This window comes from Paenibacillus sp. RRE4, from assembly GCF_031844205.1.
GTDB classification, from domain to species: Bacteria; Bacillota; Bacilli; order Paenibacillales; family Paenibacillaceae; genus Paenibacillus; species Paenibacillus xylanexedens_B.
This window is the reverse complement of the sequence record NZ_JAUZUT010000001.1, coordinates 2,929,272-2,954,745: the sequence shown is the minus strand read 5'-3', so window position 1 is coordinate 2,954,745 and position 25,474 is coordinate 2,929,272. Positions and strand designations below refer to the sequence as shown.

Below are 25,474 nucleotides of genomic sequence, written 5' to 3'. Positions count from 1 at the left end.
GAGAAGTAATCATATTGAAGCTTATATAGGTGGAAGTCGAATGACCCAGAGTAATTATCCATCCATGGTGAATGACAAAAAAACCGCCGAGATTTGGAGAACACGTCTCCAAAAACAGCGGTTGTCTGATGAGATTGATCGATACAAAAGAATCACAAGATGTGAAGCAATGAAGGATCGTTGGTGATATAAAAGGTAATATTAAAACTGTCTGACAATATGTATATTCTCTTTACAGATTTACATTCGTTTAACTCTAACCGTAATCTTCCCATCCTTAGATACGAATGTCTACAGAAGAATAAGCCGAAGCAGCAGATGCACTTGCATTGCTCGGTATCGAGCTACTTACTCGTCTCTGTCCTGCTGTTTCGTTATCGGTCGTACCGTCTTTCAGCTTAGAAACAGTGGAGTTTCCTCGGTCAATCTCTTGGGATTCTTCTTTGGGCGAACCTACAGAGGAGGGAAGTTGTCCCGAATCGTGACGTCCAGGCTTATGAATTTCGTCCGCCAACTCACCGAGCTTATGATTCGCTTTTCTTATGTTGGACTCTACATCTTGCACCACTTCTCTTTTTTTCTGAAAAACCGTTCGTTCCGCGTTTTCAAGCATCTGCGTTTTGCCAATATCGCTATGTGTGTCGTTCTCCAGCACAATCCGGTCAAACCGGGTCTCTCCCTCAATCGTATGAATAGAACTTTGCATTTTGTCCCGTAAACCAACCAGCTTTCCCATCTGATCATACGTCTGACTATACTTGATAAGATGATTCATTGACGGAGTCTGTTGTTGCTCTTCAGGCTTCGACTGTTTTTGTTTCGTCTGATCCATCTGCTGTAACTTGTTTATCTCTTCCATCTCTTCTGCTTTGATCTGGGCAATGCGACTATCAATCTGCGCAATGGAACCGGTTAAAGATTTTATGCGTTCTGCCTTTGTTTTGGTATCAAGTTCATCATTGGATTTAACAATCTGCATTTGTTCATTTAATTTTACTTTCTGCTGCATTAACCCTTGAATTTCTTTGTCTCGATTTGAGGTCGGGCTGGCCGGTGGTGTGAAGCTGCTTTTGGTTGCAGGTGAAATTGAATTCATATTACCTTCTCCCTCTTTAGTATGGTTGCGGTCTTTTATCCATATATCGGTTTATAAGGGAGAAGAATGAAGGGTCCCCTTGCCCACTAAAAATATACTTTGTGTAAGTATTGCGAACTTTATCAGGATAATTGATAATGGTTATCAATGAAGTTGTGTGATTTTTAGCGGTTATTGTTTCTGGAGAAACGGGGATTGGAGAGAAATGATGAAATTAAACGAACAGATGCAATATTGGAATTATGCGGCCGTGAAGGTGCTGGATATACGTCGCATTGTCTTAAAGAACGAAATACAACAGGGATCATATACACTGCCTGCTACTTGTTTTGTATATTCGATTCGAGGGTCGGCCGACCTTCAATTGAACGGTCATAAGTATAGAGCAGAACCATTTTATATACTTCATGGAGCCAAAGGATCAATATTGAATATACAGAACCATGAAGATTTCGAATATATTATGTTGTATTACAGAGCATTTCGTGCATTTCCAAATTATCGTAAAAGGTGGTCGCAGGGACAGGCTCCAGGTGCTCCATTATCCTTGCAATATGGATTTACACCGAGTAGTCCATTGAAATTGTTGCGATATCTAGATGAGATGGAGATAGTATGGGCGCAACAATCCAATGTAAACCTGCTTCATACGAAGAGTCTGTTTTACCAATTCATTCATGAACTGATGGTTCAGCTGGCTGCACAAGAGGGTCAAACCGAACTTGTTGATCCTGTGAAACAAACGCTTGAATACATTCATCAGCATTATAGGGAACAGGTTACACTTGATTTTTTAGCAGAACGATTCAATTTTAGCTCCCGTCATCTATCGATGCGATTCAAACGAAAGACGGGGTATAGTCCCATCGATTACTTAATTCAGACGCGAATTGCCAAAGCTCAGGATTTACTTGCGCACTCTGATGCAAAGCTATGTGATATTGCGGCAGAGGTTGGTTATTCAGATGTGTATTATTTTAGCAGAATTTTCAAGAAACATGTAGGCATGTCTCCGAGCCTGTATCAAAAGAAGATGAGAGAGTTGGGCCGAACAGAAGATCGTCCATTGCAAGTATCCGAATCGTCCATTGGCTCGGCATTGAAGGCAGGATATATTGATTATGATAATCATTATCGATATATAAACGGAGGGTCTACACCTATGAAAAGAAAAAAATCAAGTTCCAGTCTGATCATGATTGCAATATTAAGTTTAACGATGCTCCTTACGGCCTGTTCTTCGGGTACCGCCAATCAACTCACAACCGGCGAAGGAGCGGGTGCCGGTTCCACTAACAGTAGTTCATCAGTAACATCAGAGACGGGGAGTCAAGTAAACAAAGATAATGAAACACGCACGGTCCCAACCATAAAAGGTGATGTTATCGTTCCAGCTAATCCGAAAAGAGTTGTTGTGCTGTATCTACAAGGTGATGTTGTAGCACTTGGAGTCAAGCCGATTGCTACATCAGATGTATATGACGGGGCAGCTTACAAGAGTGAGCTTGAAGGTGTGAATTCATTAGGTACCTGGTTCGAACCGAACCCTGAAGCGGTCATTGACCTCGATCCAGACCTCATTATTGTTCCGTCGGAAGAAACATATAACACGTTGAAAAATATCGCACCTACGGTGTATATTCCCTACGAGAAAATGACAACGGAAGAACGACTTCACAGCATAGCCAGCATTTTTGGCAAAGAGAAGGAAGCGGAAGTCTTGATTAACAACCTTAACAGCAAAGTGGAAGAGAGTAAAAAAACTCTTGCAGACGCAGGTATATTGGATAAAACCATTTCCATTATTGAAGGCGGACTTAAAGGGATGGTCGTTGTAGAGAGCAAGCAATTCGGACGTGGTTCTCAGGCAATCTATGAGTATTTGGAGATGAAAGCCCCTAAAGTAGTGCAAGACAAAATCGATGTCGTTTCAGACGAAGATGGCTCTACAATTTCAATGGAAGTTCTTCCAGAATATATGGGTGACTATGTGTTTCGCTCTGTGTATGAAGGGGCAGATGTTCTAACAGATAACCCTATATGGAGCAGTATTCCGGCAGTAAAAGAAGGTCGGTTGATCGAAATTGATTTTGATTTCTTTTATTATTCGGACATTTACTCCATCAATAAACAACTTGATTTTGTTGTAGATAAACTTTTGTCTGCTCCGAGAGCAAACTAAATGAAGAGGGATCGTTCGTGCACATAAAGTTGCGCAGGAGGCGAAAATGATATAGGCATTGTAATTTGAACCCATTTCCATTAAACTTAAACGATAATGAGAATCAATATCATATAATCGATTACCATAGTCGAGTGGATGGAGGTCCTGTAAAGATGAGTCAAGAATTGGAACTTTATGATGTGACGATTATCGGAGGCGGCCCGGCGGGCATGTACTCTGCTTTTTATAGCGGCATGCGTGATATGAAAACGAAATTAATTGAAGCACGCGACAGATTGGGAGGACGAATGCTGTTTTACCCGGAAAAGATGATCTGGGATGTTGGAGGGGTAACACCCATTCTGTGTGAAGATCTGATTAAACAGCTGGAGCAGCAGGCACGCACATTTGAGCCGACACTCGTGTTTGAACAACAGATTGAAGGATTTGAACGTAAAGCGGATGGCACCATTCTGCTAACTTCTGCTACAGGTGAGCAACACTGGACACGTACTGTCATTTTGGCAATAGGATACGGGATATACAAAATGGCGAAACTGGAGCTTGAAGGCGCTGACCGCTATGAAGTATCCAATCTACATTATACGGTACAAGAGCTAGAGCCTTTCCGCGGTAAACGAGTGTTAATCTCGGGCGGGGGAGATTCCGCTGTGGATTGGGCGAATGAGCTAGAGAGCCTGGCTCAGCAGGTAACGGTCGTGCATCGACGTGATCACTTCGGAGGACTGGAACGGAACGTGTCGCGTATGAAAGAATCTTCAGTTGACGTGCGGACACCGTATGCAATTGAGAAGTTACACAGCATAAGTGGTGATATGATTGAACAGGTAACCGTTACACATATGGAAAGCGGAGAGACGGAGATGCTTGAAGTGGATGCGGTGATTGTCAATCATGGCATGAAGAGTGATTTTGGTCCCATTCGTGATTGGGGATTAGAGCTGGGTGAATGGCATGTGAGCACGACCGAAAGATTGCAAACGAACATACCTGGCGTTTTTGCCGCGGGTGATTTCGTTGATTACGGAAGCAAGTTGTATCTGATCGCGGGTACATTTACAGATGCAGCTCTGGCCGTTAACAGCGCGAAGTTATACATGGACCCAGAAGCCGAGAAAGTAGCGTATGTCTCTTCTCACAACAGTCGCTTCAAAGAGAAAAACAAAGCACTTGGCGTTGTAGAGTAGGTTATATTACGTCAAAACAAGATCTGAACTCAAAATAACTTCGGGTATTTCCATTTCCCGGGGTTATTTTTTTGCTTCATGCGGGTATGAAGTAAAGAGAATCGCACAAGATATAACAGAATTTGAACAGGCTTCGAATTGAAGATCAGCACTAAAACGTCTATAATCAAAATCTACAACAGGTTTGCGCACGAATCATAGCAGATTTTCACATCATGCATGCTAGCCTAGAAACTCATAACCGGATTACATTCGATAAGGGTGGAGTACAACAATGAAAAAAAGTTCATCATCCGGACAACAAAATACTACTTTCATTCAGCGATTGCTTCAACGCGTGAATATAAAACGAGTGAAATGGTCCGAGGTTTATCTTGCCACAGCCGGAGCATTGCATCGTTTATTGGTCGAGGGCCGACGTAAACGTGCCGCTGTAAAAAGGCAACAGCAGGATATGCCTCTCAGTGAATTAAAATCGTTGAAGCTTGAGCCAGGGGACATCGTCTATACGCCAAGCTCGGAATCAACTTATTATGCCGGGCATATGGGCATTATTGGTCTGGACGGAAAGGTGTATCATGTGCATCCTTACGGACCGGTTTTTGCCGATACACTGGACTGGTATCTTACTCGCTTTTATGAAGGAGATCGCTTTATTGTGTTCCGTTCCAAGCTCCATCAGGTGGGTGATCGGGCAGCAGAATGGGTTCAAGAGCATTATAAGCAGGTGAAGTTCTACCGCTTGCAAACGAATCTCCTAAGTGTCGAGCGAAATTATTGTTCCAAATTCATATATCAGGCATATAAGTTTACATCCGGACTGGATCTGTGGGGACGAAAGTTTGTTAAACTGAAACAGGGGTTCATCTATCCTTTTCGCATAGAGCGTTCATCGGATCTCGACGTATTGGGCACATTTTATAAATGAATGATGAATGTAAAAAACCGATCAGGCCGTTGTTTCTCGGGTGCAGAGAATACAGGTGTCTACGGTTTTTTTTAATATGTACTGAGATTAAAACAGGAAAAACACTCGAAACGTCGAATAAAATATGAGATCGGCACGCACAACTTGGAATCGTATACATAACAGGTGGCGCGATTTTGCAGGCCAAGGAAAAAACGACGACAAGGCAAGCACATAAGAAAGAGTGAAGCGAATATGGATTGGCTAGGTTTTCTACGAAGGTTTCGGCGGCGGCAAAACGTAGTGAAGCTATCGGACTACACTCCAAAAAAGGAAAGGAGGAACTACTGTTCCATTTGCAGGAAACATGTGAAAAGCGTCGTGTATTATGCCGCTCCTCAGGGAAATGTTACAGGTGTATGCAGTTCTTGTAAGACAATAGCAGATGAGAGAGGTATGTTTCCCATTTAATAAGAAGAAATGCGCTCAGGAAACAATATTTTTTTGATTTATGCGCGTTTTTGTAGTACATTAGCAAATGTATTCGAAGGAGGATTCTAATGTACTCAGGAAGACAAGACGATACTTTATACATCATGACCTACACCTTAAATAGCGGTATCAAGGGTACGGTTCCACTGTCTAATAAGCAGATTGTTGAATGGCTCGATTGTTATAGAAATGAGAGACGCTTCGTAACCGAGATCGGCAAAGAGTTTTTTGGGTTAAATGCAGGTTTGGTCGCAGACTTTAAGGTTCAAAATCATTTATCCGATTATCAGCAGACGATCATGCCAACACAACAGCAGGATAACCTGGAACGTCTGTCCAGTGCTTATAAATCCACCGAGCTATTGATGAAAATTGATTGTAAATGCGGTACGGCCTACGTCACGGAATCTCCTTATAAACGTACCAAATGGTACTGCACGAAATGTAAAGAGATTGTATTCCTGGATGCCAAAAAAGGAATGGTAGAAACGTCACGTGGCGACGCATATTACATGACCAACAAATATTTTGTTTCCCGTGATTAGCGGGAAGTGACTTGGAGAGCATCGCAATCAGCGGTGCTTTTTTGTGCCTATCCTTTGCTGAAAATAAAAAAAGCCCAATTGGGCTTTGGTACTGAGTGTATCTTAGGACGGGCATTCCACTTTGTGAGGAGGAATAAAGCAGCAACGACAGCGGGGCTCATAAGCCTCCGAATCGCCAATCATGACAACTGGACCCAACGTGACGGGTTCTCCGTTGACAATTCGCTGTGTGAAAGCAGCATCCGGGCTGCCACAGACTGCGCAGAATGCAGAAAGTTTCTCAATATCGTCAGCCATGGCAAGCAGACCACCGATATATCCGAATTCTTTTCCCCGATAATCCATGTTTAGTCCATCCACAATCACATGTTTGCCACAGTAGGCCAGTTCGGAAACGAGTTCCATGATGGCGCTGCTGAAAAACTGAACTTCATCAAAGGCAACAACATCGGCATCTATGGTTTGATTCAGAATGGTCTCTACGGATTCCGGCGTTAATTGCCGGGGAATGGAATGGGCATGCAGTCTGTAGCCGATCCGGCTTACGATCTCGTCCTGTGCGAATCGATCATCCTCGGCTGGTTTGTAGGCAACGACCTTTTTACGGCCAAATTGAATAAGTTTCTGACAACGGCGAATAAGTTCACCAGATTTTTCACTGAACATGGGTCCAGTAATTACGGTAATACGTCCAGTTTGCACGGTGCTGCTACCCCTCTCGCATACGGAATTCAAAAAAAGCGACCATTACAGATTACCACATCTTCTTTGGAAAGAGCCAGAACTAATATGAATCGGTTTGTGTTACGATATGGATGGTTACGATGTTGGTTCCGAAAGCTGGAGTCACTAGAGTTATCTGAAAAGAGGTGTTACCAATGAACGAAGCATTAACCTCACTGAAACAGCGTTATGAGGAGCTGAATAAACAAGGCAAGCTGGATGAAGCTGCACAGGCATTATTTACAGAACTACTCACAGAAGCAGAACGACTACAAGCCAGCAATCTGACATTGCGCAGAACGATTCTGAAGTCCTCTTCGAAAGAGTCACGCATGTCGACTAAGCTTCGAGATGCCTTGTATGAATGAAGCATTTCAAATTATGCGCAGAAAGCAAAAAAGCCCGGAATCATGAAGTGCTTCCGGGTGTTTCCATCTGTTCTGAATGTTTTTTGGAGCGAAAACGTGGTCCTACATAGTTGCGTTTGCGGTCGCGAAACAGAATCCAGCCGCCGAGAAAACTCATGCCTGCCGCAAAAAGCACAAGCCCACCCAGGAAGGAAAGCCACTGGAATCCGGGAGCGACCAGGTCGTTCCCGTGCTCCGCGTAATATAGGAATAAGGCATCTTTCATCATGAGAAATCCCTTCATGGCCATTAAGCCTGGGATAACGAGTACAACAATTGCGAGAAAGCGCGCAAAGACTATTTTTGTATTCATGAGCATTATACCCTTTCTGCCAGTGTAGACATAAAATAAAGGTTACGCTTACAGGGAATCCCTGCTTATATCATAACTTGGAATGTACAGACTGTCCATGCGATAATGGGTCAAATTTTGAGTTGTCCGCGCAAGGAGAGTACAATGGCATATAGAGGGTATGCAAGATATTAAGGTACCATAGGTCATTTTATTATTTTTATATTCAAAAAAATGAGCATATAGAGGAGAACATAGAGATGCCAATACCATGTGATGTTGCTGTATTAGGTGGAGGAACGGGCGGATATGTTGCGGCGATCCGTGCTGCCCAGCTAGGGAAAAAAGTCGTTATTATAGAAAAGGACAAGCTAGGTGGAACTTGCCTGCATCGTGGATGTATCCCAAGCAAGGCGCTACTGAAAAGCGCCGAGATGTACGCGGAAATTCAGGATAGCGAGAGCTACGGCATCGAGACCACAGGAGCAACACTGGTGTTTCCGAAGGTTCAGGCACGTAAAGATGCGATTGTGGAGCAACTTCACCAGGGCGTTCAATATTTGATGAAAAAAAATAAAATCGAAGTCGTGCACGCCAAAGGACGTGTTATCGGGCCTTCGATCTTCTCGCCACAGAGCGGAGCTGTAGCGGTGGAGTTTGAGGACGGCGAGATGGACACGGTTGTTCCAACGAACCTGATTATTGCAACGGGCTCACGTCCACGCGTGCTACCGGGTCTTGAACCGGATGGACGATACATCATGAGCAGTGATGAAGCGCTTCGCATGGACGAGTTGCCAGCTTCAATCCTCATTGTGGGCGGTGGTGTTATCGGCCTGGAATGGGCCTCTATGTTGAATGATTTTGGCGTGAGTGTGACGGTGGTTGAGGCGGCAGCTCATGTACTTCCTGCAGAAGATGAGGATATAGCGAAAGAAATGCAACGTTTACTAGGCAAACGAGGCGTGCGCTTCTTGACTGGCGCTAAACTGATGACCGACAGCTACCGCACCGAAGACCAGAACGTGAACATCGATGTGCAGCTTGCGGGAGATAAGGTAGAGACGCTGACTGCCGAAAAAATGCTGGTGTCTATAGGACGTCAAGCTAACGTTGAAAATATCGGACTTGAGAACACCGATATCAAAGTGGAAAGAGGCTTTATTGCGGTTAACAAACACCTGCAAACTGGAGAAGGCCATATCTATGCGATTGGTGATTGCATCGGCGGGTTACAGCTAGCCCATGCCGCAAGTCACGAAGGCATACTTGCAGCCAATCATCTTGCTGGTGAGAGCGTGCATCCGATTGAAGCTCATCGGATTCCACGCTGCGTTTATACTCGCCCGGAAGCCGCCAGCATTGGCTTTACGGAGAAGGAAGCCAAAGAACGCGGACACGAGATCAAAACCGGCAAGTTCCCATTTCAGGCGATCGGCAAGTCCTTGATTCACGGTAGTCGCGATGGATTCGTGAAGGTTATAGCGGATGCCAAAACGAATGATATTTTAGGGGTACATATGATTGGTACTCATGTTACTGAACTGATTGCAGAGGCCGCATTGGCACAGATGCTGGATGCAACGCCATGGGAAGTCGGGCAGACCATTCATCCGCATCCTTCACTGTCTGAAATCATGGGCGAAGCGATGTTAGCCGTGGATGGAAAAGCGATTGGAATGTAAGCCGGATAACCCCGAGTGAGAAAGGTACTTTCCTTTTTTGGGCAAAAGGGATTATAATAAGGTTAAGCCAAGTCTTAGTACCAGGTTATAAGATCGGGTAGTAGGACTTGCAAAAGGCTTTGATTAAAAGGAGGTACCTCATATGAGTTCACAAGGTACTGCAGATGCGGTTCATCGACATCAACAACTGGGACTTACCGATGGAGAAGTTTTAGATATGTACAAATACATGCTGCTTGCACGCAAGTTTGACGAACGTTGCTTGCTCTTGCAGCGGGCTGGCAAAATTAACTTTCACGTATCCGGTGTAGGCCAGGAGGCAGCGCAAGTCGGGGCGGCTTTTGGCTTGGACCGTGATCAGGATTACTTTTTGCCTTATTACCGGGATTACGGTTTCGTTATGGCCGTAGGTATGACACCGCGTGAGCTGATGCTGTCCGCTTTTGCGAAGGCAGAAGATCCAAACAGTGGCGGCCGGCAGATGCCAGGTCACTTTGGTCATAAGAAATTGCGTATCGTTACCGGGTCCAGCCCGGTAACGACACAAGTTCCTCATGCGGTCGGATTTGCACTTGCTGCCAAAATGCAGAAGAAAGAGTTTGTTTCCTTTGTTACTTTCGGGGAAGGTTCGAGCAACCAGGGGGATTTTCACGAAGGCGCAAACTTTGCAGGTGTGCATAAGCTGCCTGTCATTATTATGTGTGAGAACAATCAATATGCAATCTCGGTTCCAATTCACAAACAGCTTAGCGGCAAAATCTCTGATCGTGCACTCGGGTATGGTTTCCCGGGACTTCGCGTGGATGGCAACGATGCACTCGAAGTGTACGCGGCTGTGAAAGAAGCGCGCCAGCGTGCTATCGCCGGTGAAGGTCCGACACTGATTGAAGCGATGATGTATCGTCTGTCTCCACACTCGACTTCAGATAATGATTTGGCCTACCGAACCAAAGAAGAAGTTGAGGAGAATTGGAAGAAAGACGGCGTACTTCGGATGAAAAATTATTTGATTGATTGCGGCATCTGGGACGAAGCCCGGGATGCGGATCTGGCTTCCCAGCTCGCGCTGGAAATGAAAGAAGCAACTGAATATGCAGACAATGCGCCATATCCTAAACCTGAGGACACGCTGACGCATGTCTATGCAGACAGCGAAGAAGGGGGACGGTAATCATGGCTATGATGGAATATATTGATGCAATCCGTCTCGCAATGAAAGAAGAGATGGAACGGGACGAAAATGTTTTTGTTCTTGGCGAGGACGTCGGTGTGAAAGGTGGCGTGTTCACCACAACCAAAGGGTTGCAGGATCAATTTGGCGAGATGCGTGTCATGGATACGCCATTGTCTGAATCGGCGATTGCCGGTGTGGCGATCGGTGCAGCAATGTACGGCATGAAGCCGATTGCGGAAATGCAATATTCGGACTTTATGCTGCCAGCTACAAATCAGATTATTAGTGAGGCGGCCAAAATCCGTTATCGCTCCAACAACGACTGGAGCTGTCCAATCGTCATTCGAGCGCCAATCGGTGGCGGGATCTTCGGCGGCTTGTACCACTCCCAATGTCCGGAATCCATCTTCTTTGGTACGCCGGGACTCAAAATCATTGCTCCTTACTCGGCATATGACGCCAAAGGATTGCTGAAAGCGGCTGTCCGCGACCCGGACCCGGTACTCTTTTTCGAAAATAAAAAATGCTACAAGCTGATCAAGGAAGATGTGCCTGAAGATGATTACATCGTTCCAATCGGTAAGGCCAATGTGCTTCGTGAAGGTGCCGATATTACAGTTATCGGATACAGTCAGCCATTGCATTTTGTTATGCAGGCCGCTGAGGAGCTGGAACGCGAAGAGGGCATTACGGCACATGTACTGGATCTCCGTACTTTGCAACCGCTCGACCGTGAAGCGATTATCGATTCGGCCCGGTTGACGGGCAAGGTGCTGATCGTGCATGAAGATAACAAAACCGGTGGTGTTGGCGCAGAGGTGGCGGCAATTATCAGTGAGGAATGTCTGTTTGATTTGGATGCGCCTATTCAGCGTTTGTGCGGTCCAGATGTACCAGCGATGCCAATCAGTCCTACGCTGGAGAAATTTTATATGCTGAGCAAGGATAAAGCCAAAACAGCCATGCGCGAACTTGCAGCGTATTGATCGATAAAGATAGAACAAAGTTTGGAGTGATGAATCAATGGCTGAACGTATGAAATGGATCGAGGTCATTATGCCGCAACTCGCAGAATCTCTGGTCTCGGCTACCATAGCCAAATGGTTAAAAAAACCGGGTGACCGTGTGGAGCAGTACGAGCCGATCTGTGAAGTCATTACAGATAAAGTGAATGCCGAGATACCGTCTACGGTGGATGGCATTATGGGTGATCTGTTGGTGGAAGAAGGAAAAACCATCGCGGTAGGTGAGGCCATCTGCCGCATGCAAGTTGCTTCTTCGGATGAAGACACCGCTGAACAAGTGACACCTGCTGCAAGCCAGGAGCAGCAATCGCAACAAGCCCAGGTACAGCGTAATGCAGGACAATCTCCTGCGGCTGCCGGATCAAACGCAGCGGCATTTGATCCCAATCAGCCGATGCGCCATCGCTATTCTCCTGCGGTGCAGTCCTTGGCAGCAGAACATGGATTAAATCTGCAGCATGTTCAGGGAACAGGGGCTGGCGGCCGGATTACACGTAAAGACGTGCTATCTTATGTTGCACAGGGCGGACAGGCAAATACAGTATCAGCATCCGTACAAACATCTAATGTTGCTGCACAGGCTTCATCGTCTTCCCCGTTTAGCGGAATCAGAGATACTGGTGCAACTACGTCAACAATAGCTGCGAACGGCGTAGCAGGACAGACACTTCCTGCATCTGATGCGGGCGTTCCTGTGCGTCATTCCGGAATCCATCTGACCGAAAATCCGAAAATTCCACAGATTGAAGTGGAAGGCGGCGGACAGGGAAGATCAGAATATTTTATCGATGTTACTCCGGTACGTAATGCCATAGCGCGTAATATGCGTCAAAGTGTATCTGAAATCCCTCATGCGTGGACGATGATCGAGGTGGATGTAACCAATCTCGTTATGTTGCGCAACAAATTAAAGGATGAGTTCAAACGGAAAGAGGGCATTAACCTGACCTATCTTTCGTTTATGATGAAGGGTGTCGTCAATGCGATTAAAGATTACCCGATCATGAACTCAGTATGGGCTGTTGATAAAATTATTGTGAAGCGGGATATTAACTTGTCCATGGCTGTAGGTACAGAGGATTCGGTGCTTACACCGGTCATCAAACAGGCCGATCAGCGTAATATCGCAGGTCTTGCTCGTGAGATCGATGATCTGGCTCGAAAAACCCGTGAAGGCACGTTGAAGCTGGATCACATGCAGGGCGGTACATTTACGGTGAACAATACAGGTTCATTTGGTTCGATCTTGTCCCAGCCGATTATCAACTATCCACAGGCCGCTATTCTTACCTTTGAATCCATTGTGAAGAAACCGGTGGTCATTAATGATATGATCGCGGTGCGGTCCATGGCTAACTTGTGTCTTTCTTTGGATCACCGGATTCTGGATGGCGTTATCTGTGGACGGTTCCTGCAACGTGTTAAGGAGAACCTGGAAGGCTACAACATGGAAACAAAAGTGTATTAAGTTTATGATAGAATGACAGGAAAGTGTATGTGCCTCAGGCCGTGCACTTTTCTGGCTGTCTAGAGACAGACTTATTTTCATATATTAAACCATGGGCAGAAGGATGTGGGGAAACATGGGCAAACCGCTGAATGTGGCATACATACCGATGCTTGATTATGAAGCGGCATGGAATCTTCAGAAGTCAATTGTGCAGCAGCTGGACGAAGGCGAAGGTCCTGAACAAATGTTGCTTTTACAGCATCCGCCAACCTATACCATTGGTTCACAGAACCATCCGGAGCATCTGCTTTGGAGTGAGGAAGAGTTGAAAGCACAGGGCATCTCCTTGTTTCAAATTGATCGCGGCGGTGATATTACTTATCATGGACCGGGTCAATTGGTAGGTTACCCTTTGTTAGTCCTTGGTCGGGATGAGGAGCTGGATCTGCATGCTTACTTGCGTAAGCTGGAGCAGGTGATGATCGATTATCTCGCCGATCAGGGCGTTGAATCCGAGCGCAAAGAGGGATATACGGGCGTATGGATCGGTGATTTGAAGATCGCAGCCATCGGCATCAAGTTTAATCGGTGCAAGCATCGACGTGGATTTGTGACGAGTCACGGGTTTGCTTTTAACATCACCTCAGGCATTCAACATGCCGGGTTTCAGGGCATTATTCCATGCGGAATTGAACAGTATGGCGTGACTTCTTTGGAGGACATTACGGGGAAGTCATACACAGTGGAACAGGTAGCCCGGGATATTGTACCTTATTTTCAGCGTATATTCCCATATGATCTGATATGGAGTACAGAAAAAGAAGCCCTCCAGCGTCTGTAGACAGCGCGTTAAGAGAGCTTCAGATCAGGGTGACTATCCAAACAGCAACGGTTCCAGTGCGATGAAAAGAGTGGAGCCAACCATAGCTGCCAGCATGAGATAGATCACAATTTTGAACCATTTCTTATTTTGCATGAAGAGAGAACTCCTTTCAGAACTTTTGAACAAGCTATAGTACCTGTATTGTACCGTATCTACGATAGGGAGGAAAGTCTAATGATTAATGAACAGCGTGTGATTCAGCATTTTATGGATCTGGTGCAGATTGATAGCGAAACAAAAAATGAACAGAATATTTCCAAGGTGTTAAAAGAACAATTTGAGGGTCTGGGCCTTCACGTCTATGAGGACGATACAATGAACGAGACAGGGCATGGCGCGGGCAACCTGGTCGTTACACTGGAAGCTTCGGGTGTGGAAGGTGTAGAGCCGATGCTCTTCACATGTCACATGGACACCGTAACCCCCGGACAGGGGATCAAACCGGAGCTGAGCGAGGATGGATGGATTCGCAGTGATGGAACAACGATTCTGGGTGCCGACGACAAGGCGGGCATTGCGGCTCTGTTTGAAGCCATTCGTATTATTCAGGAAAACAACATTCCGCATGGCAAAATTCAATTTGTGATTACAGTTGGAGAAGAATCCGGCCTTGTCGGTGCACGAGCGATGAATCCGAAAGATATCGATGCTTCCTTTGGTTATGCGCTGGATTCTAACGGAGCGGTGGGTACGATCTGCGTGGCTGCTCCAGCAAGAGCCGAAATTGAGATGAAAATCTATGGCAAGTCAGCACATGCCGGCGTGAATCCGGAAGATGGAATCAGTGCCATTCAGGTTGCAGCCAAAGCGATTGCGGCGATGAAGCTTGGACGCATTGACGACGAAACGACAGCGAATATTGGCAAGTTCCAAGGTGGCTCCGCACTGAACGTGGTATGTGATTTTGTTCAGATCGATGCGGAGGCTCGCAGTATTGTGCAAGAGAAAATCGAACAGCAAATTGCCCAAATGCGTGAAGCATTGGAGACGACATGTCGCAAATATGGCGCAACAGCTGAATTCCGCAGTGAGATTAAATATCCTGCATTTGGCTTCCATGACGACCATGAGGTAGTGCAACTTGCCCAGCGTGCGATTCGAAGCCTGGGTCTGGAAACAAGCACGTTTGCTTCTGGCGGTGGCAGTGATGCGAACATTTTTAACGGGTTCGGCATTCCGACGGCGAATCTGGCTGTAGGGTACGAAGATATTCATACGACCAAAGAACGCATTCGCGCAGCAGACATTGTGAAGTTGTCCCAGGTCGTTATCGCGATTGTGCAGGAAACGGCAAAAGGCAAATAAGCGATTAGAAAAAACGATCGTATATTAGATGATATGATGTAAACTTAGCATCGCTTGAAAAAGAAAATGAAGTCCGAATTCGGTTCAGGCCGGGTTCGGACTTTTTGAACAATGGTTAAGCTTCTAGCCTTTGCGTCCCGCAAGCATGTCGCAGAGTTTGGTTTCTGGGCCCCATTCACGCATCCACTGTCTAAGGATAAGCTGTATTTGTCTGGCTTGTCCGACCACATGCGCAGACTGAGGTGTGAGATAACTTTTCATTTGGTGAATCCCCCTTGGTTCTCGCTGTACGCATTAGACTTGTACACACGATAAAATTCTTATAGGCTCACCATATGCCTGAAATCACAGTTTTATACTACATCTCAGTTCAATTGAGTGAATTTTTTACACATCATCGGAGTGTCCGTGTAAATCAACTCGGCTCAATTGAACTCAACACACATGAAAAGGAGCTGAATTACACATGAAATCCAAAACATCTGCTGCATCGATCCATGCACCTCAACCTGCGAATCCCAAGCTTGACGAAGTGACGGTATCCACCAAGCCGATCTTTGAGGGCAAAGTGATCTCACTTCAGGTAGACACAGTTAAGCTGCCAAACGGGCAGACGGCAACCCGAGAGATTATCAAACACCCAGGAGCGGTAGCGGTACTGGCATTGAGGGGAGATCGCATGCTGGTCGTGGATCAATATCGTCAGGCGATGGGGCGTACGGAAGTTGAAATTCCAGCGGGCAAGCTTGACCCGGGTGAACAGCCTGAAACTGCAGCCGCACGTGAATTAAAAGAAGAAACGGGATATGAAGCCAAGTCGCTCCGTCATCTGCGGTCTTTCTATACCTCGCCAGGCTTCGCGGACGAGATCATTCACCTGTACATTGCCGAGGAACTGGAAGCTGGAGAGATGGCTCTGGACGAAGACGAGTTTCTTGAAGTATCGGAGATCACGCTGGAGGAAGCGTACAAGCTGATGGACGAAAATCGAATCAGTGATGCCAAAACGATGATGGCTGTTTATGCCTGGGATATTTACAAAACAACAGGACGGTTTTAATCATGCAAAATCAAAAGGGAACGCTACCGCTGTGGGAGCCGTGTTATGCGGATCTGCATATCCACATCGGACGTACGTCCCGTGGCGAGTCGGTTAAAATCAGCGGTAGCCGTGACTTGACTTTTGAAAATATAGCTCGGGAGGCATCCACTCGTAAAGGAATTCATTTGCTTGGGGTTATTGATTGCCATTCCCCGGTTGTGCAGAGGGATATTGAGGATCTGCTGGAGAACGGTACGATGTCTGAGGTTGAGGGCGGCGGTATAGCGTATCAGGATACAACCATTCTGCTCGGAACCGAAATCGAGCTTCGCGAGCCTGAGATGCGTGAGTTCCACATGCTCGCCTACTTTCGGGATCTGGATGCAATGAAGTCTTTTACAACCTGGATGACACGTTATATGAAAAATGTAAATCTCAGCTCCCAGCGGGTATACGTACCTGCTCTTGAGATGCAAGCGGAGATCAAGGCACGCGGCGGGCTTATTGTACCCGCTCACGTGTTTACACCGCACAAGGGCATTTATGGTAGCACAGCGCCACGTATGGCGGATGTGCTGGACACGAGCCTTGTGGATGCGGTTGAACTGGGTCTAAGCTCGGATTCTTCTATGGCGAGTTACATTCGGGAACTGGACCAGGTTCCGTTTCTAACGAATTCGGATGCGCATTCGCTAGGTAAAATCGGGCGGGAATATAATGAGTTACAGATTGCCTCGCCGTCGTTTGACGAATTCGGTAAGGCTTTGCTGGGGGAAGAGGGAAGAAGGATTGCAGCTAATTATGGTTTGAATCCAAGACTCGGAAAGTATCACCGGACCTATTGTGCAGCATGTGGCAGCGTCATGGATGAGAAGGATTTGTCCGCTGAACGTTGTTCTCTCTGTGGTAGCCCCAAGCTAGTTCAAGGGGTGCTGGACCGTATTCTGGCTATTGCTGACCGTGAGCAACCGGAGCTTCCTGCAAATAGGCCACCATACCATTATCAGGTTCCACTTGAGTTCATTCCAGGGCTTGGTAAAGCCAAGCTACGTCAACTACTGGATCGTTTTGGAACAGAGATGGCTGTCTTGCATCGTACAGATGAAGCTCAACTAGCCGAAGTAGTTGGTTCAGTGCTCGCTGAATTAATCGTAGCGGCTCGTAATGGTGGGCTGACATTGTCCTCAGGCGGTGGGGGCACATACGGCAAGGTCGCGGCCAAAGAGCAGACATCTCAGAAAATGTAGAACGAGTATGACGAGTAGAGCAGGTTGTTATAATTCGGACAAGAAGTCATACAGGTAAGCCCAGTTTCATAAGCTGAAACATGAGGATGATCAAGTCTAACGTTTGATTTATCTCCTTGGAGCAGGATAACCGGAAAGGGGACTCGTACCTGTATGCGTTCTTCCTATTTTACGTTTAAAGGGCAAACCTCGTTATATGTATTCGTCGCTGTCTTGTTTCTGGTTGGTGTCATTTTTGGCGCATTGATGGTCAACGCTCTTTCCTTGGAACAGCGACAGGATCTTGAAGCCTATCTGGGCAACTTCTTTATGACGGTGCAACATAGTTCACAAGGGACGGAGCACACCGCTTATTGGGATATAGCCATGCTTCATCTTAAATGGGTCGGGTTGATCTTCATTCTCGGCTTGTCTGTTGTAGGTTTACCAGGCATACTGGTTCTTGATTTTTTAAAAGGGGTACTGATCGGCTTTACTGTAGGTTATCTCGTTGGGCAGTACTCGTGGAAAGGACTACTGTTTGCACTTGTATCTGTAGCGCCGCATAATCTGTTCGTCATTCCAATCTTACTGATCTGCAGTGTGGCTGCGATGACGTTCTCCTTATATATCATACGTAATCGCGTTTTGATGCAGCGCGCACCAGGCCGCCAAAGACCGTTTGCTTCCTATGTTATTTTGACGGTGGTTATGGCGGTATTGTTGCTTGGAGTGGCCTCTTTTGAAACATGGATTACTCCCGCAATGATGCGCTGGGTCACGCCGATGTTGCTTCCTGTCTAGCTTGTACTACATGTCCTAAAATGTTGACTTTGATATTGAACTCCCCCTATAATGAAAAGAGTGGGTTAAGTTGCAGTGTGCAATGATTTCCTAGGGGGAGGGAGAAAATGGAAGCACGGATCGATAAAATTAAGCAGCAACTACAGTCCCAAGGTTATAAATTAACGCCCCAGCGGGAAGCCACCGTAAGAGTACTTTTAGAGAACGAAGAAGATCATCTGAGTGCAGAGGATGTATTCATGCTCGTTAAAGAAAAGGCTCCCGAAATCGGTCTGGCAACCGTGTACCGTACCCTCGAACTATTGAGTGAGTTGCATGTTGTAGAGAAAATCAACTTCGGCGACGGTGTAGCGCGTTATGATCTGCGCGGAGATACATCCAAGCATCACCATCATCACTTAATCTGCGTGCAATGCGGAAGTATGGATGAAATACGTGAGGACTGGCTTGGACCGCTTGAAGAACGACTGGAGCGGGAATTTAACTTTTCGGTAGTAGATCACCGACTGGACTTTCATGGAATTTGTTATCGTTGCAAAGCTAAAAATGAACAAAAGCCCAAAGATGAAGAATAACATAGCCTATCTTCAAGCTCTCACCGGCGGTTTTGACGGGGGAGCTTTTTTGGTCACGAACCTGGCTTATGGTTCACTCGTCAAGGCATATTCCCGGATATTTGGACATACCCTGTTTCAAGAACGATACTGGACTTGAAATACGGGAGGGGACAGTTCCAATGATTATATCTGTGCGGAGAGGGTTGCGTTTTATACGATTTATTGTGTTTTTTGCTGCGCTGGTGTATCTGTTCTACCACGTACTCGATCTGTTCAACGGATGGATTTCACCTGTGGATCAGTATCAGATGCCAACGGGCAATGCGGTTAAGGTATTTCAGGAAACGGATTGGCCAGGCACTGGAGAAGCACGTCCTACGATGTCGGAGCGGCTCCGTCTCTTCTATTGGTACGGTGAGTAGCTGCAGGCGTGAAGAGTGACTCCGTTCGTCAGGGATGCAAATACGGAAGCAGCCTGCCGTTTGGCATTGCTGTCAGATGAGGAGTGTTGTACATGAATCAGACCATACACGCCTATGCTTTATACCTGGAAGAAGATAAAGGGATGTCGAGCAGTACGCTGGAATCCTATCTTCGAGATGTGGACAAGTTCGTTGAATTTGTGAGAAAGGAATATGGAATTCGCGAAGCGAGTGAGGTTAGACGAACACATGTTGTGTTATTTGTGGGTCAGCTTAAACAGGACGGCCGTGCGAATGCAACGATTGCTCGCAGCATCGTATCCTTGCGATCGTATTTCCATTTTCTGATGCGGCGCGGCGAGATTGTACAGGACCCTACGTTTGATGTGGAAGCACCCAAGGCCGATAAGACACCTCCCCAAGTTCTTACGATTCCGGAGATCGAACTGTTGCTTGCCTCTCCAGATGTCAGCTCACCCCAAGGCGTTCGAGATCGAGCCATGCTGGAGTTGTTATATGCTACGGGTATTCGGGTGTCGGAACTGATTGCGCTGGATGTACGGGATGTACAGCCTGGTATGCGCTTCATTCGTTGCGGCGGAGCGGGTAAAGAGCGCATTCTTCCGATTGGTGCACCGGCTGCCCACTGGGCGAGCGTATATATAGACGAGTTCCGTGAACAATTGCTTAAAGCAGGAGCGGACGAGCAGGCATTATTTGTGAATGTATCCGGCAGACGTTTAACCCGGCAGGGATTCTGGAAGTTGCTGAAAAAATCTGCTGCGGATGCGGGTATTTCGGGTGAGATTACACCGCATACGCTGCGCCATTCATTTGCGGCTCATCTTATTGCAAACGGAGCTGACACCCGTGCGGTGCAGGACATGCTTGGTCATGTCGAACAGCCCGGGCAGCAATACAGTCAGCATGGACGCAAGACGATGAAAGAGATTTATGAGACCCATCATCCACGTGCAAAATAAGGCTAAACGCATAGTTTGCAACATGCATTCAGGGATGCTTTAACGTTTTAAGTTTACTTATATATGAAACCAACCAACGCCGTTATACATACGCGGGTTGCGTGTTAGATTTCTTCTTGCGCTAACACAGACGTAGACATGACAACCCTGCTGAATCATAAACGGATCGTTACTACTCAAGGAGGAACAACATCTCATGACAACACTAAACCAACAGATGATTGCAGAGGCAGCAGCCTATATTCAAAGCAAAAGCTCCATCAAACCGGAAGTCGGTTTGATTCTCGGGTCAGGCCTCGGCGTCCTGGCTGAACTAATTGAGGATGGCGTTAACATTGCGTATCAGGATATTCCGCATTTTCCGGTGTCCACTGTAGAAGGGCATGAAGGAGAACTGTTGCTTGGTACGATTCAAGGCCGTCCGGTTGTAATGATGAAAGGCCGCTTTCATATGTACGAAGGATACGGCCCGGAATTGACGGCATTCCCGGTACGTGTCATGAAAGCGCTGGGCGTAAGCAGTCTGCTGGTAACGAATGCAGCTGGCGGCGTAAATACATCTTATCAAGCGGGCGACTTGATGCTTATCTCCGATCATTTGAATATGACTGGCAAAAACCCGTTAATTGGTCCGAATGATGCTGCGCTCGGCGTACGCTTCCCGGATTTATCCGAAGCCTACAGCCGTCGTCTGCGTGCACTTGCCAAAGATACAGCGGCAACTCAAGGTTTTACTGTGCAAGAAGGTGTGTATGCAGGCCTGCTTGGCCCTAATTACGAAACTCCGGCAGAGATCAGAATGCTTCGTACTCTCGGTGCCGATGCGGTAGGGATGTCCACCGTTTCTGAAGTGATCGTCGCTCGCCATGCGGGCATTGAAGTGCTGGGCATTTCTTGCATCAGTAACATGGCAGCAGGTATCCTGGATCAACCGTTGTCACATGATGAGGTAATGGAAACGACTGAGCGTGTACGTGAAGCTTTCCTGGCGCTCGTGCTGGCGGTTATTCCCAAGATGTAATGAGGAACTGAAGAATAAACAATAGCGATCTTTATGACGGATTGAATAAGGAACAATTCATTGAATGATGTTTGCTCAATGAGTTGTTCCTTTTTTTTATAATATGAAATATGAGAATGATGATATTCACTTTACATGGATAGCAATGATTGAATGCTTGGTTCAATCTCCAATGGTTCCGTCGTTGTCTCAAATCTTCCTCGTACCTGACCGTTCTGATCGATCAAAAATTTAGTGAAGTTCCACTTGACCCCATCACCCTTGTAGATATCAGGGAATTTTTCGTTTAGAAAATGGTGCATCCATTCTCCGTTAGCCGTTTCGGTGTCAAAGCCTAGAAATGGTGCTTGTTCGGTTAAAAATTGAAAGATACGATGAGCGTTCAGCCCCCTGACTTCGATTTTTTCGAATAATGGGAACGTTAACTTCAATTGATTTTCACAGTGAGCTTTCACTTCCGAATTGTCCCCTGGCTCTTTCTCATTAAACTGGTTACACGGAAATGCTAGAATCTCGAAACCATAATGCTGGTACTTCTGATACAGCTGTTGAAGTGTCTCAAATTGACGAGAGTAGCTACACTTACTGGCTGTGTTTACGACAAGGAGTACTTTTCCTCGGTAAATGGTTAGATCGGCTAGCTCTCCATCGATGAAATGAATTTTATTATCATAAAAAGACATCTGAATCATCCTCCTACATTATTTCAATTGTGACATATACAGCATAAGCCACGATTGCTCATTGGAGAAATATATATAAATAATAAATTACATAGGTAAACCCTATAAATAATTTTCTTCTTATATAAGTTGAACTATTCTTTTACACAATAACGGAGAGGACAGAAAAAACCTGAAAAAGCGGAGCGTTCGCCTTAAAGCTTTCTGCAAGAAAGCTACATCGGAAGCATATGCTTATCACCGGATTTTCCCCTTTGGAAAAGGAAATCCAAAAAATCTGGGGATAACCGCTACTCTTCAGGTTATTCTGTCATCGGAGTGGACCGTATAAAATTTTTAGTTCAACTTATATAGTAAAAAAAGTTAGGGAAAACCTGCTGAGACTGGAATAATTTACTTCAAACCCGCCGACAATGGATAGCAGTACATGCGAGGACTTACCACCGCGCTATTCATTTGAGGAGGGAACCTAGTGAAAAAAAGAATACTGGCATCGTTCATGACCCTTTGTATGCTGCTACCCTTAGTGGCATCTCCTGCTTTGGCTGAGGAGAAACCAAAGACTGCTAGCGGGGCGGATTTGGCTCCATCAGCACGTTCAGCCATTCTGATGGATGCAGATACGGGAACTGTGATTTATGAGAAAAACAGTCATGACCAGCTGCCTCCGGCGAGCATAACGAAAATTATGACCATGTTGCTTACCATGGAAGCGATTAGTTCAGGCAAACTGAAGTTAACAGATAAGGTAAGAACAAGTGAATATGCAGCGTCTATGGGGGGTTCGCAGATCTTTCTAGAGCCTGGAGAAGAGATGAGCGTGGATGATATGTTAAAAGGTATTGCCATGGCCTCCGGCAATGACGCATCTGTAGCCATGGCCGAGAAGCTTGCTGGCTCGGAAGAGGCTTTTGTACAGATGATGAACGAGCGCGCGCAGGAGCTGGGCATGAAGGATACACGTTTTGCCAATGCGAACGGTCTGCCGGTGGATAATCATTATTCCTCTGCGCACGATATCGCGGTGATGAGCCGTGAACTGCTAAAACATCAGGGCATTACAAAGTATACCGGTGCATATCAGGACTACTTGCGTAAAGATTCCGAGAAGCCGTTCTGGCTCGTGAATACCAACAAACTGGTGCGTTTCTATCAGGGTGCAGACGGTTTGAAAACGGGATACACGTCCGAAGCAAAATTCTGTCTGTCGGCTACAGCTTCTAAAGATGGACTGCGTGTCGTTGCGGTAGTCCTTGGCGAGCCGAATACGAAAACCCGGAACAGTGAAGTATCCTCCATGTTTGATTATGCTTTTGCTCAATACACGATGAAGGCACTGTACAAAGCAGGTGATCTGCTGGGCAGTCTGAAGATTGAAAAAGGTGATGTCGCGGAGATGCCGCTGAATGCTGCGCAAAACTACAGTGTTCTGATGCGCAAAGGAGCCAAGTCGACAGATATCCGGCATGAGCTGATTGTAGCCAAAGAAGTGAAGGCTCCAATCAAGGCTGGCCAGAGTGTAGGTAAACTCGTCGTATATCAAGGCAACGAAGTAATAAAAGAGTTTGATATCCAGGCTCCGCAAGACGTGGGTAAGGCAGGCTGGTGGAAGCTATTCAAGCGAACAACCTCGAACTTGTTCGATTAAGCGGCAGGAAGCGCCATCCTCCCTGGGACTGGAACGGTTTTTGTAGTTAAATAGGGGTTTTCTTCTAGTTTTGTCGGGGGGCAGGAAAAGCCCTTGGCAACGTAGAAAACCTTGTTCTAAGACAGGGAGGAGAGTGGGCAAACGTGAATTTGAATGTGGACATGGAGCATCACCGCGGGATTTTGATTGTGCGATTATCCGGGGAGCTGGATCACCATACAGCTGACATGGTACGTATGCAGATGGATGAAGCGATACAGCGCAGGCAATGTGAACATCTGGTGCTAAGTTTAAAAGACCTCGAGTTTATGGACAGTTCAGGACTAGGTGTTATTTTGGGAAGATATAAGTTGATCAAAAATAAAGGCGGCAAAATGGTTGTCTGTGATGTAAATCCGCCGGTATACCGTTTGCTGGAAATGTCGGGATTGTTCAAGATCATGCCGATATACGAAAATGAGGGCACTGCTCTCTCAGGTCTGGAGGTCGTCTCATGAATGAAGGAACAGGGGCAAATTTCATGAATCTGCAATTTGCGGCCAAGTCGGAGAATGAATCGTTTGCACGGGTCACCGTTGCGGCTTTTATCTCTCAGCTTGATCCAACGATGGACGAGCTTAGTGATCTCAAAACGGTCGTCTCCGAAGCGGTGACCAATAGCATCATCCACGGATACGATAACAATCCGGAAGGTGTTGTGACCATTCAGGCCGAAATTCGTGACGATATGATCACGATCATTGTAGAGGACCGCGGCGAAGGCATCGAAGATCTTGATCTGGCCAAACAGCCGCTGTATACGTCCAAACCCGAACTTGAGCGGTCGGGCATGGGATTTACGATCATGGAAAATTTTATGGATGAATTCGAAGTCAGCAGTGAGCCCGGCAGAGGCACCTCCATCAAGATGAAAAAAAGGATTGAATCCAAGAAAGCATTGTATAATTAGGGGTTGGTGTTCTTATGGATGCTGAAGTGAAACCATCTTCACAGACCTACTTGGACGATGCCGAGGTCAAACGGCTGATTGCGCTCAGTCAGTCGGGTGACCATGAATCACGGGATACGCTGGTGAACTGCAACATCAGACTCGTCTGGTCCGTCGTGCAGCGTTTTATGAACAGGGGATATGAACCGGAGGATCTGTTCCAGATTGGTTGTATCGGCCTGCTCAAGTCAGTGGACAAGTTCGATCTCAGCTACGACGTAAAATTCTCGACGTATGCGGTGCCGATGATTATTGGTGAGATTCAGCGTTTCCTGCGGGATGACGGAACCTTAAAGGTCAGCCGTTCGCTGAAAGAGATGGCAAATAAAGTCCGCAAAAAGAGGGATGAGCTGTCCAAACATCTGGATCGATTGCCCACAATTAAGGAAGTTGCGGCTGAACTCGGGGTTACCCCGGAGGAAGTGGTATTCGCCCAGGAGGCTAACAAACCGCCAACCTCCATTCATGAGACGGTATTCGAGAATGATGGTGATCCGATTACACTGATGGATCAGATCGCGGATGAGTCTCAGGAGAAGTGGTTTGACAAGCTGGCGCTGAATGAAGCAATCGGCGGCCTGAGTGAACGGGAGCGGCTTATCGTGTACCTTCGGTATTACAGGGATCAGACTCAATCCGAAGTGGCAAGCAGGCTGGGGATATCCCAAGTGCAGGTCTCACGTTTGGAGAAAAAAATACTGCAATCTATACGCGATCAAATCGCGCAGTGATTCAGGATTATTC

29 protein-coding genes are annotated in these 25,474 nt (G+C 46.4%); 23 read left to right on the top strand and 6 right to left on the bottom strand.

Going from position 1 to position 25,474, the window contains the following annotated elements; all coding sequences use genetic code 11:
* Window positions 1-40 precede the first annotated feature (40 nt).
* Entirely contained in the window at window positions 41-187 is a 147-nt protein-coding gene (locus Q9R46_RS13365) for a hypothetical protein (protein WP_311280369.1), read from the top strand.
* Between the two features lie 90 nt (window positions 188-277).
* On the opposite strand, the gene Q9R46_RS13360 is transcribed toward Q9R46_RS13365, so the two are convergent.
* Window positions 278-1,096, bottom strand: a complete 819-nt coding sequence (locus Q9R46_RS13360; protein WP_311280368.1) for a hypothetical protein — start codon at window positions 1,094-1,096, stop codon at window positions 278-280.
* Between the two features lie 205 nt (window positions 1,097-1,301).
* Here Q9R46_RS13360 and Q9R46_RS13355 point away from each other — a divergent pair, with 205 nt between their 5' ends.
* From Q9R46_RS13355 to Q9R46_RS13340, 4 genes are all read left to right on the top strand, one after another.
* Window positions 1,302-3,278: a helix-turn-helix domain-containing protein gene (locus Q9R46_RS13355; RefSeq protein ID WP_311280367.1), complete on the top strand. Its 1,977-nt coding sequence runs from the start codon at window positions 1,302-1,304 to the stop codon at window positions 3,276-3,278.
* Between the two features lie 155 nt (window positions 3,279-3,433).
* The gene (locus Q9R46_RS13350; protein ID WP_145331806.1) at window positions 3,434-4,468 is read left to right on the top strand and encodes an NAD(P)/FAD-dependent oxidoreductase; all 1,035 of its coding nucleotides are present in this window, start codon (window positions 3,434-3,436) and stop codon (window positions 4,466-4,468) included.
* Between the two features lie 274 nt (window positions 4,469-4,742).
* Complete coding sequence (locus Q9R46_RS13345; RefSeq protein ID WP_311280366.1) at window positions 4,743-5,396, top strand: hypothetical protein; 654 nt, start codon at window positions 4,743-4,745, stop codon at window positions 5,394-5,396.
* A 539-nt stretch (window positions 5,397-5,935) separates the two neighbouring features.
* A complete protein-coding gene (locus tag Q9R46_RS13340; RefSeq protein ID WP_090922478.1) occupies window positions 5,936-6,412 on the top strand; it encodes a hypothetical protein in 477 nt (158 codons plus the stop codon).
* 102 nt (window positions 6,413-6,514) lie between these two features.
* On the opposite strand, the gene Q9R46_RS13335 is transcribed toward Q9R46_RS13340, so the two are convergent.
* Window positions 6,515-7,114, bottom strand: coding sequence for a thymidine kinase (locus tag Q9R46_RS13335; RefSeq protein ID WP_311280365.1), 600 nt, complete (start codon window positions 7,112-7,114; stop codon window positions 6,515-6,517).
* A 176-nt stretch (window positions 7,115-7,290) separates the two neighbouring features.
* On the opposite strand from Q9R46_RS13335, the gene Q9R46_RS13330 reads away from it, so the two are divergent.
* Window positions 7,291-7,503 carry a hypothetical protein gene (locus tag Q9R46_RS13330; protein ID WP_154888469.1) on the top strand — a complete coding sequence of 71 codons (213 nt, stop codon included), beginning with the start codon at window positions 7,291-7,293 and terminating at the stop codon, window positions 7,501-7,503.
* Between the two features lie 40 nt (window positions 7,504-7,543).
* Here Q9R46_RS13330 and Q9R46_RS13325 read toward each other — a convergent pair whose 3' ends face one another.
* Entirely contained in the window at window positions 7,544-7,861 is a 318-nt protein-coding gene (locus tag Q9R46_RS13325; RefSeq protein ID WP_311280364.1) for a DUF2627 domain-containing protein, read from the bottom strand.
* Window positions 7,862-8,094: 233 nt separating this feature from the next.
* Here Q9R46_RS13325 and lpdA point away from each other — a divergent pair, with 233 nt between their 5' ends.
* The 5 genes from lpdA (at window position 8,095) to lipB (ending at window position 14,009) form a co-directional block, all read left to right on the top strand.
* Entirely contained in the window at window positions 8,095-9,519 is a 1,425-nt protein-coding gene (gene lpdA, locus Q9R46_RS13320; protein ID WP_311280363.1) for a dihydrolipoyl dehydrogenase, read from the top strand.
* 142 nt (window positions 9,520-9,661) lie between these two features.
* Window positions 9,662-10,690: a thiamine pyrophosphate-dependent dehydrogenase E1 component subunit alpha gene (locus tag Q9R46_RS13315; protein WP_311280362.1), complete on the top strand. Its 1,029-nt coding sequence runs from the start codon at window positions 9,662-9,664 to the stop codon at window positions 10,688-10,690.
* Window positions 10,691-10,692: 2 nt separating this feature from the next.
* On the top strand, window positions 10,693-11,679 hold the full coding sequence (locus Q9R46_RS13310) for an alpha-ketoacid dehydrogenase subunit beta (protein ID WP_090922464.1): 987 nt from the start codon (window positions 10,693-10,695) through the stop codon (window positions 11,677-11,679).
* A 37-nt stretch (window positions 11,680-11,716) separates the two neighbouring features.
* Complete coding sequence (locus Q9R46_RS13305) at window positions 11,717-13,186, top strand: dihydrolipoamide acetyltransferase family protein (protein ID WP_311280361.1); 1,470 nt, start codon at window positions 11,717-11,719, stop codon at window positions 13,184-13,186.
* Between the two features lie 115 nt (window positions 13,187-13,301).
* The gene (gene lipB, locus Q9R46_RS13300; protein ID WP_145331799.1) at window positions 13,302-14,009 is read left to right on the top strand and encodes a lipoyl(octanoyl) transferase LipB; all 708 of its coding nucleotides are present in this window, start codon (window positions 13,302-13,304) and stop codon (window positions 14,007-14,009) included.
* Window positions 14,010-14,042: 33 nt separating this feature from the next.
* Here the strand turns inward: lipB and prli42 are convergent, their stop codons facing one another.
* A complete protein-coding gene (gene prli42 / locus Q9R46_RS13295) occupies window positions 14,043-14,144 on the bottom strand; it encodes a stressosome-associated protein Prli42 (protein ID WP_090922458.1) in 102 nt (33 codons plus the stop codon).
* Window positions 14,145-14,225: 81 nt separating this feature from the next.
* On the opposite strand from prli42, the gene Q9R46_RS13290 reads away from it, so the two are divergent.
* Entirely contained in the window at window positions 14,226-15,356 is a 1,131-nt protein-coding gene (locus tag Q9R46_RS13290) for a M20/M25/M40 family metallo-hydrolase (RefSeq protein ID WP_311280360.1), read from the top strand.
* A 123-nt stretch (window positions 15,357-15,479) separates the two neighbouring features.
* Here the strand turns inward: Q9R46_RS13290 and mciZ are convergent, their stop codons facing one another.
* Window positions 15,480-15,617 (bottom strand): Z-ring formation inhibitor MciZ, encoded by a 138-nt coding sequence (mciZ, locus tag Q9R46_RS13285; protein WP_145331797.1) that lies wholly within the window; start codon window positions 15,615-15,617, stop codon window positions 15,480-15,482.
* A gap of 205 nt (window positions 15,618-15,822) precedes the next feature.
* On the opposite strand from mciZ, the gene Q9R46_RS13280 reads away from it, so the two are divergent.
* The 7 genes from Q9R46_RS13280 (at window position 15,823) to Q9R46_RS13250 (ending at window position 21,411) form a co-directional block, all read left to right on the top strand.
* On the top strand, window positions 15,823-16,416 hold the full coding sequence (locus Q9R46_RS13280; protein WP_311280359.1) for an NUDIX hydrolase: 594 nt from the start codon (window positions 15,823-15,825) through the stop codon (window positions 16,414-16,416).
* A 2-nt stretch (window positions 16,417-16,418) separates the two neighbouring features.
* Window positions 16,419-17,645: an endonuclease Q family protein gene (locus Q9R46_RS13275; protein WP_311280358.1), complete on the top strand. Its 1,227-nt coding sequence runs from the start codon at window positions 16,419-16,421 to the stop codon at window positions 17,643-17,645.
* Window positions 17,646-17,798: 153 nt separating this feature from the next.
* Window positions 17,799-18,428, top strand: coding sequence for a stage II sporulation protein M (spoIIM, locus tag Q9R46_RS13270; RefSeq protein WP_090922449.1), 630 nt, complete (start codon window positions 17,799-17,801; stop codon window positions 18,426-18,428).
* A gap of 107 nt (window positions 18,429-18,535) precedes the next feature.
* Window positions 18,536-19,003, top strand: coding sequence for a ferric iron uptake transcriptional regulator (gene fur / locus Q9R46_RS13265; RefSeq protein WP_090922447.1), 468 nt, complete (start codon window positions 18,536-18,538; stop codon window positions 19,001-19,003).
* Between the two features lie 161 nt (window positions 19,004-19,164).
* Window positions 19,165-19,407 (top strand): DUF4227 family protein, encoded by a 243-nt coding sequence (locus Q9R46_RS13260; protein WP_311280357.1) that lies wholly within the window; start codon window positions 19,165-19,167, stop codon window positions 19,405-19,407.
* A 92-nt stretch (window positions 19,408-19,499) separates the two neighbouring features.
* Window positions 19,500-20,390: a tyrosine recombinase gene (locus Q9R46_RS13255; RefSeq protein ID WP_311280356.1), complete on the top strand. Its 891-nt coding sequence runs from the start codon at window positions 19,500-19,502 to the stop codon at window positions 20,388-20,390.
* A gap of 196 nt (window positions 20,391-20,586) precedes the next feature.
* Entirely contained in the window at window positions 20,587-21,411 is an 825-nt protein-coding gene (locus Q9R46_RS13250) for a purine-nucleoside phosphorylase (protein ID WP_311280355.1), read from the top strand.
* 131 nt (window positions 21,412-21,542) lie between these two features.
* Here Q9R46_RS13250 and Q9R46_RS13245 read toward each other — a convergent pair whose 3' ends face one another.
* Window positions 21,543-22,094 carry a glutathione peroxidase gene (locus Q9R46_RS13245; protein WP_311280354.1) on the bottom strand — a complete coding sequence of 184 codons (552 nt, stop codon included), beginning with the start codon at window positions 22,092-22,094 and terminating at the stop codon, window positions 21,543-21,545.
* Window positions 22,095-22,605: 511 nt separating this feature from the next.
* On the opposite strand from Q9R46_RS13245, the gene Q9R46_RS13240 reads away from it, so the two are divergent.
* From Q9R46_RS13240 to sigF, 4 genes are all read left to right on the top strand, one after another.
* A complete protein-coding gene (locus Q9R46_RS13240; RefSeq protein ID WP_311281026.1) occupies window positions 22,606-23,742 on the top strand; it encodes a D-alanyl-D-alanine carboxypeptidase family protein in 1,137 nt (378 codons plus the stop codon).
* A gap of 143 nt (window positions 23,743-23,885) precedes the next feature.
* Window positions 23,886-24,239 (top strand): anti-sigma F factor antagonist, encoded by a 354-nt coding sequence (gene spoIIAA, locus Q9R46_RS13235; protein WP_090922436.1) that lies wholly within the window; start codon window positions 23,886-23,888, stop codon window positions 24,237-24,239.
* Window positions 24,236-24,691, top strand: coding sequence for an anti-sigma F factor (spoIIAB, locus tag Q9R46_RS13230; protein WP_145331788.1), 456 nt, complete (start codon window positions 24,236-24,238; stop codon window positions 24,689-24,691). The genes spoIIAA and spoIIAB overlap by 4 nt, the downstream gene beginning before the upstream one ends.
* A 14-nt stretch (window positions 24,692-24,705) precedes the next feature.
* Window positions 24,706-25,461 (top strand): RNA polymerase sporulation sigma factor SigF, encoded by a 756-nt coding sequence (sigF, locus tag Q9R46_RS13225; RefSeq protein WP_090922432.1) that lies wholly within the window; start codon window positions 24,706-24,708, stop codon window positions 25,459-25,461.
* Window positions 25,462-25,474 lie beyond the last annotated feature (13 nt).

Excerpts from the sequence above, each read along its gene's own strand:
- sigF (WP_090922432.1), top strand. The coding sequence starts at position 24,706 with ATGGATGCTGAAGTGAAACCATCTTCACAGACCTACTTGGACGATGCC.
- Q9R46_RS13280 (WP_311280359.1), top strand. The coding sequence starts at position 15,823 with ATGAAATCCAAAACATCTGCTGCATCGATCCATGCACCTCAACCTGCG.
- Q9R46_RS13245 (WP_311280354.1), bottom strand. The coding sequence starts at position 22,094 with ATGTCTTTTTATGATAATAAAATTCATTTCATCGATGGAGAGCTAGCC.
- prli42 (WP_090922458.1), bottom strand. The coding sequence starts at position 14,144 with ATGCAAAATAAGAAATGGTTCAAAATTGTGATCTATCTCATGCTGGCA.
- lipB (WP_145331799.1), top strand. The coding sequence starts at position 13,302 with ATGGGCAAACCGCTGAATGTGGCATACATACCGATGCTTGATTATGAA.
- Q9R46_RS13260 (WP_311280357.1), top strand. The coding sequence starts at position 19,165 with ATGATTATATCTGTGCGGAGAGGGTTGCGTTTTATACGATTTATTGTG.
- Q9R46_RS13355 (WP_311280367.1), top strand. The coding sequence starts at position 1,302 with ATGATGAAATTAAACGAACAGATGCAATATTGGAATTATGCGGCCGTG.
- spoIIM (WP_090922449.1), top strand. The coding sequence starts at position 17,799 with ATGCGTTCTTCCTATTTTACGTTTAAAGGGCAAACCTCGTTATATGTA.
- Q9R46_RS13240 (WP_311281026.1), top strand. The coding sequence starts at position 22,606 with ATGCTGCTACCCTTAGTGGCATCTCCTGCTTTGGCTGAGGAGAAACCA.
- Q9R46_RS13315 (WP_311280362.1), top strand. The coding sequence starts at position 9,662 with ATGAGTTCACAAGGTACTGCAGATGCGGTTCATCGACATCAACAACTG.
- Q9R46_RS13250 (WP_311280355.1), top strand. The coding sequence starts at position 20,587 with ATGACAACACTAAACCAACAGATGATTGCAGAGGCAGCAGCCTATATT.
- Q9R46_RS13290 (WP_311280360.1), top strand. The coding sequence starts at position 14,226 with ATGATTAATGAACAGCGTGTGATTCAGCATTTTATGGATCTGGTGCAG.
- spoIIAB (WP_145331788.1), top strand. The coding sequence starts at position 24,236 with ATGAATGAAGGAACAGGGGCAAATTTCATGAATCTGCAATTTGCGGCC.
- Q9R46_RS13305 (WP_311280361.1), top strand. The coding sequence starts at position 11,717 with ATGGCTGAACGTATGAAATGGATCGAGGTCATTATGCCGCAACTCGCA.
- mciZ (WP_145331797.1), bottom strand. The coding sequence starts at position 15,617 with ATGAAAAGTTATCTCACACCTCAGTCTGCGCATGTGGTCGGACAAGCC.
- Q9R46_RS13345 (WP_311280366.1), top strand. The coding sequence starts at position 4,743 with ATGAAAAAAAGTTCATCATCCGGACAACAAAATACTACTTTCATTCAG.
- Q9R46_RS13275 (WP_311280358.1), top strand. The coding sequence starts at position 16,419 with ATGCAAAATCAAAAGGGAACGCTACCGCTGTGGGAGCCGTGTTATGCG.
- Q9R46_RS13340 (WP_090922478.1), top strand. The coding sequence starts at position 5,936 with ATGTACTCAGGAAGACAAGACGATACTTTATACATCATGACCTACACC.
- Q9R46_RS13350 (WP_145331806.1), top strand. The coding sequence starts at position 3,434 with ATGAGTCAAGAATTGGAACTTTATGATGTGACGATTATCGGAGGCGGC.
- Q9R46_RS13255 (WP_311280356.1), top strand. The coding sequence starts at position 19,500 with ATGAATCAGACCATACACGCCTATGCTTTATACCTGGAAGAAGATAAA.
- fur (WP_090922447.1), top strand. The coding sequence starts at position 18,536 with ATGGAAGCACGGATCGATAAAATTAAGCAGCAACTACAGTCCCAAGGT.
- Q9R46_RS13325 (WP_311280364.1), bottom strand. The coding sequence starts at position 7,861 with ATGCTCATGAATACAAAAATAGTCTTTGCGCGCTTTCTCGCAATTGTT.
- Q9R46_RS13330 (WP_154888469.1), top strand. The coding sequence starts at position 7,291 with ATGAACGAAGCATTAACCTCACTGAAACAGCGTTATGAGGAGCTGAAT.
- Q9R46_RS13310 (WP_090922464.1), top strand. The coding sequence starts at position 10,693 with ATGGCTATGATGGAATATATTGATGCAATCCGTCTCGCAATGAAAGAA.
- Q9R46_RS13360 (WP_311280368.1), bottom strand. The coding sequence starts at position 1,096 with ATGAATTCAATTTCACCTGCAACCAAAAGCAGCTTCACACCACCGGCC.
- lpdA (WP_311280363.1), top strand. The coding sequence starts at position 8,095 with ATGCCAATACCATGTGATGTTGCTGTATTAGGTGGAGGAACGGGCGGA.
- Q9R46_RS13365 (WP_311280369.1), top strand. The coding sequence starts at position 41 with ATGACCCAGAGTAATTATCCATCCATGGTGAATGACAAAAAAACCGCC.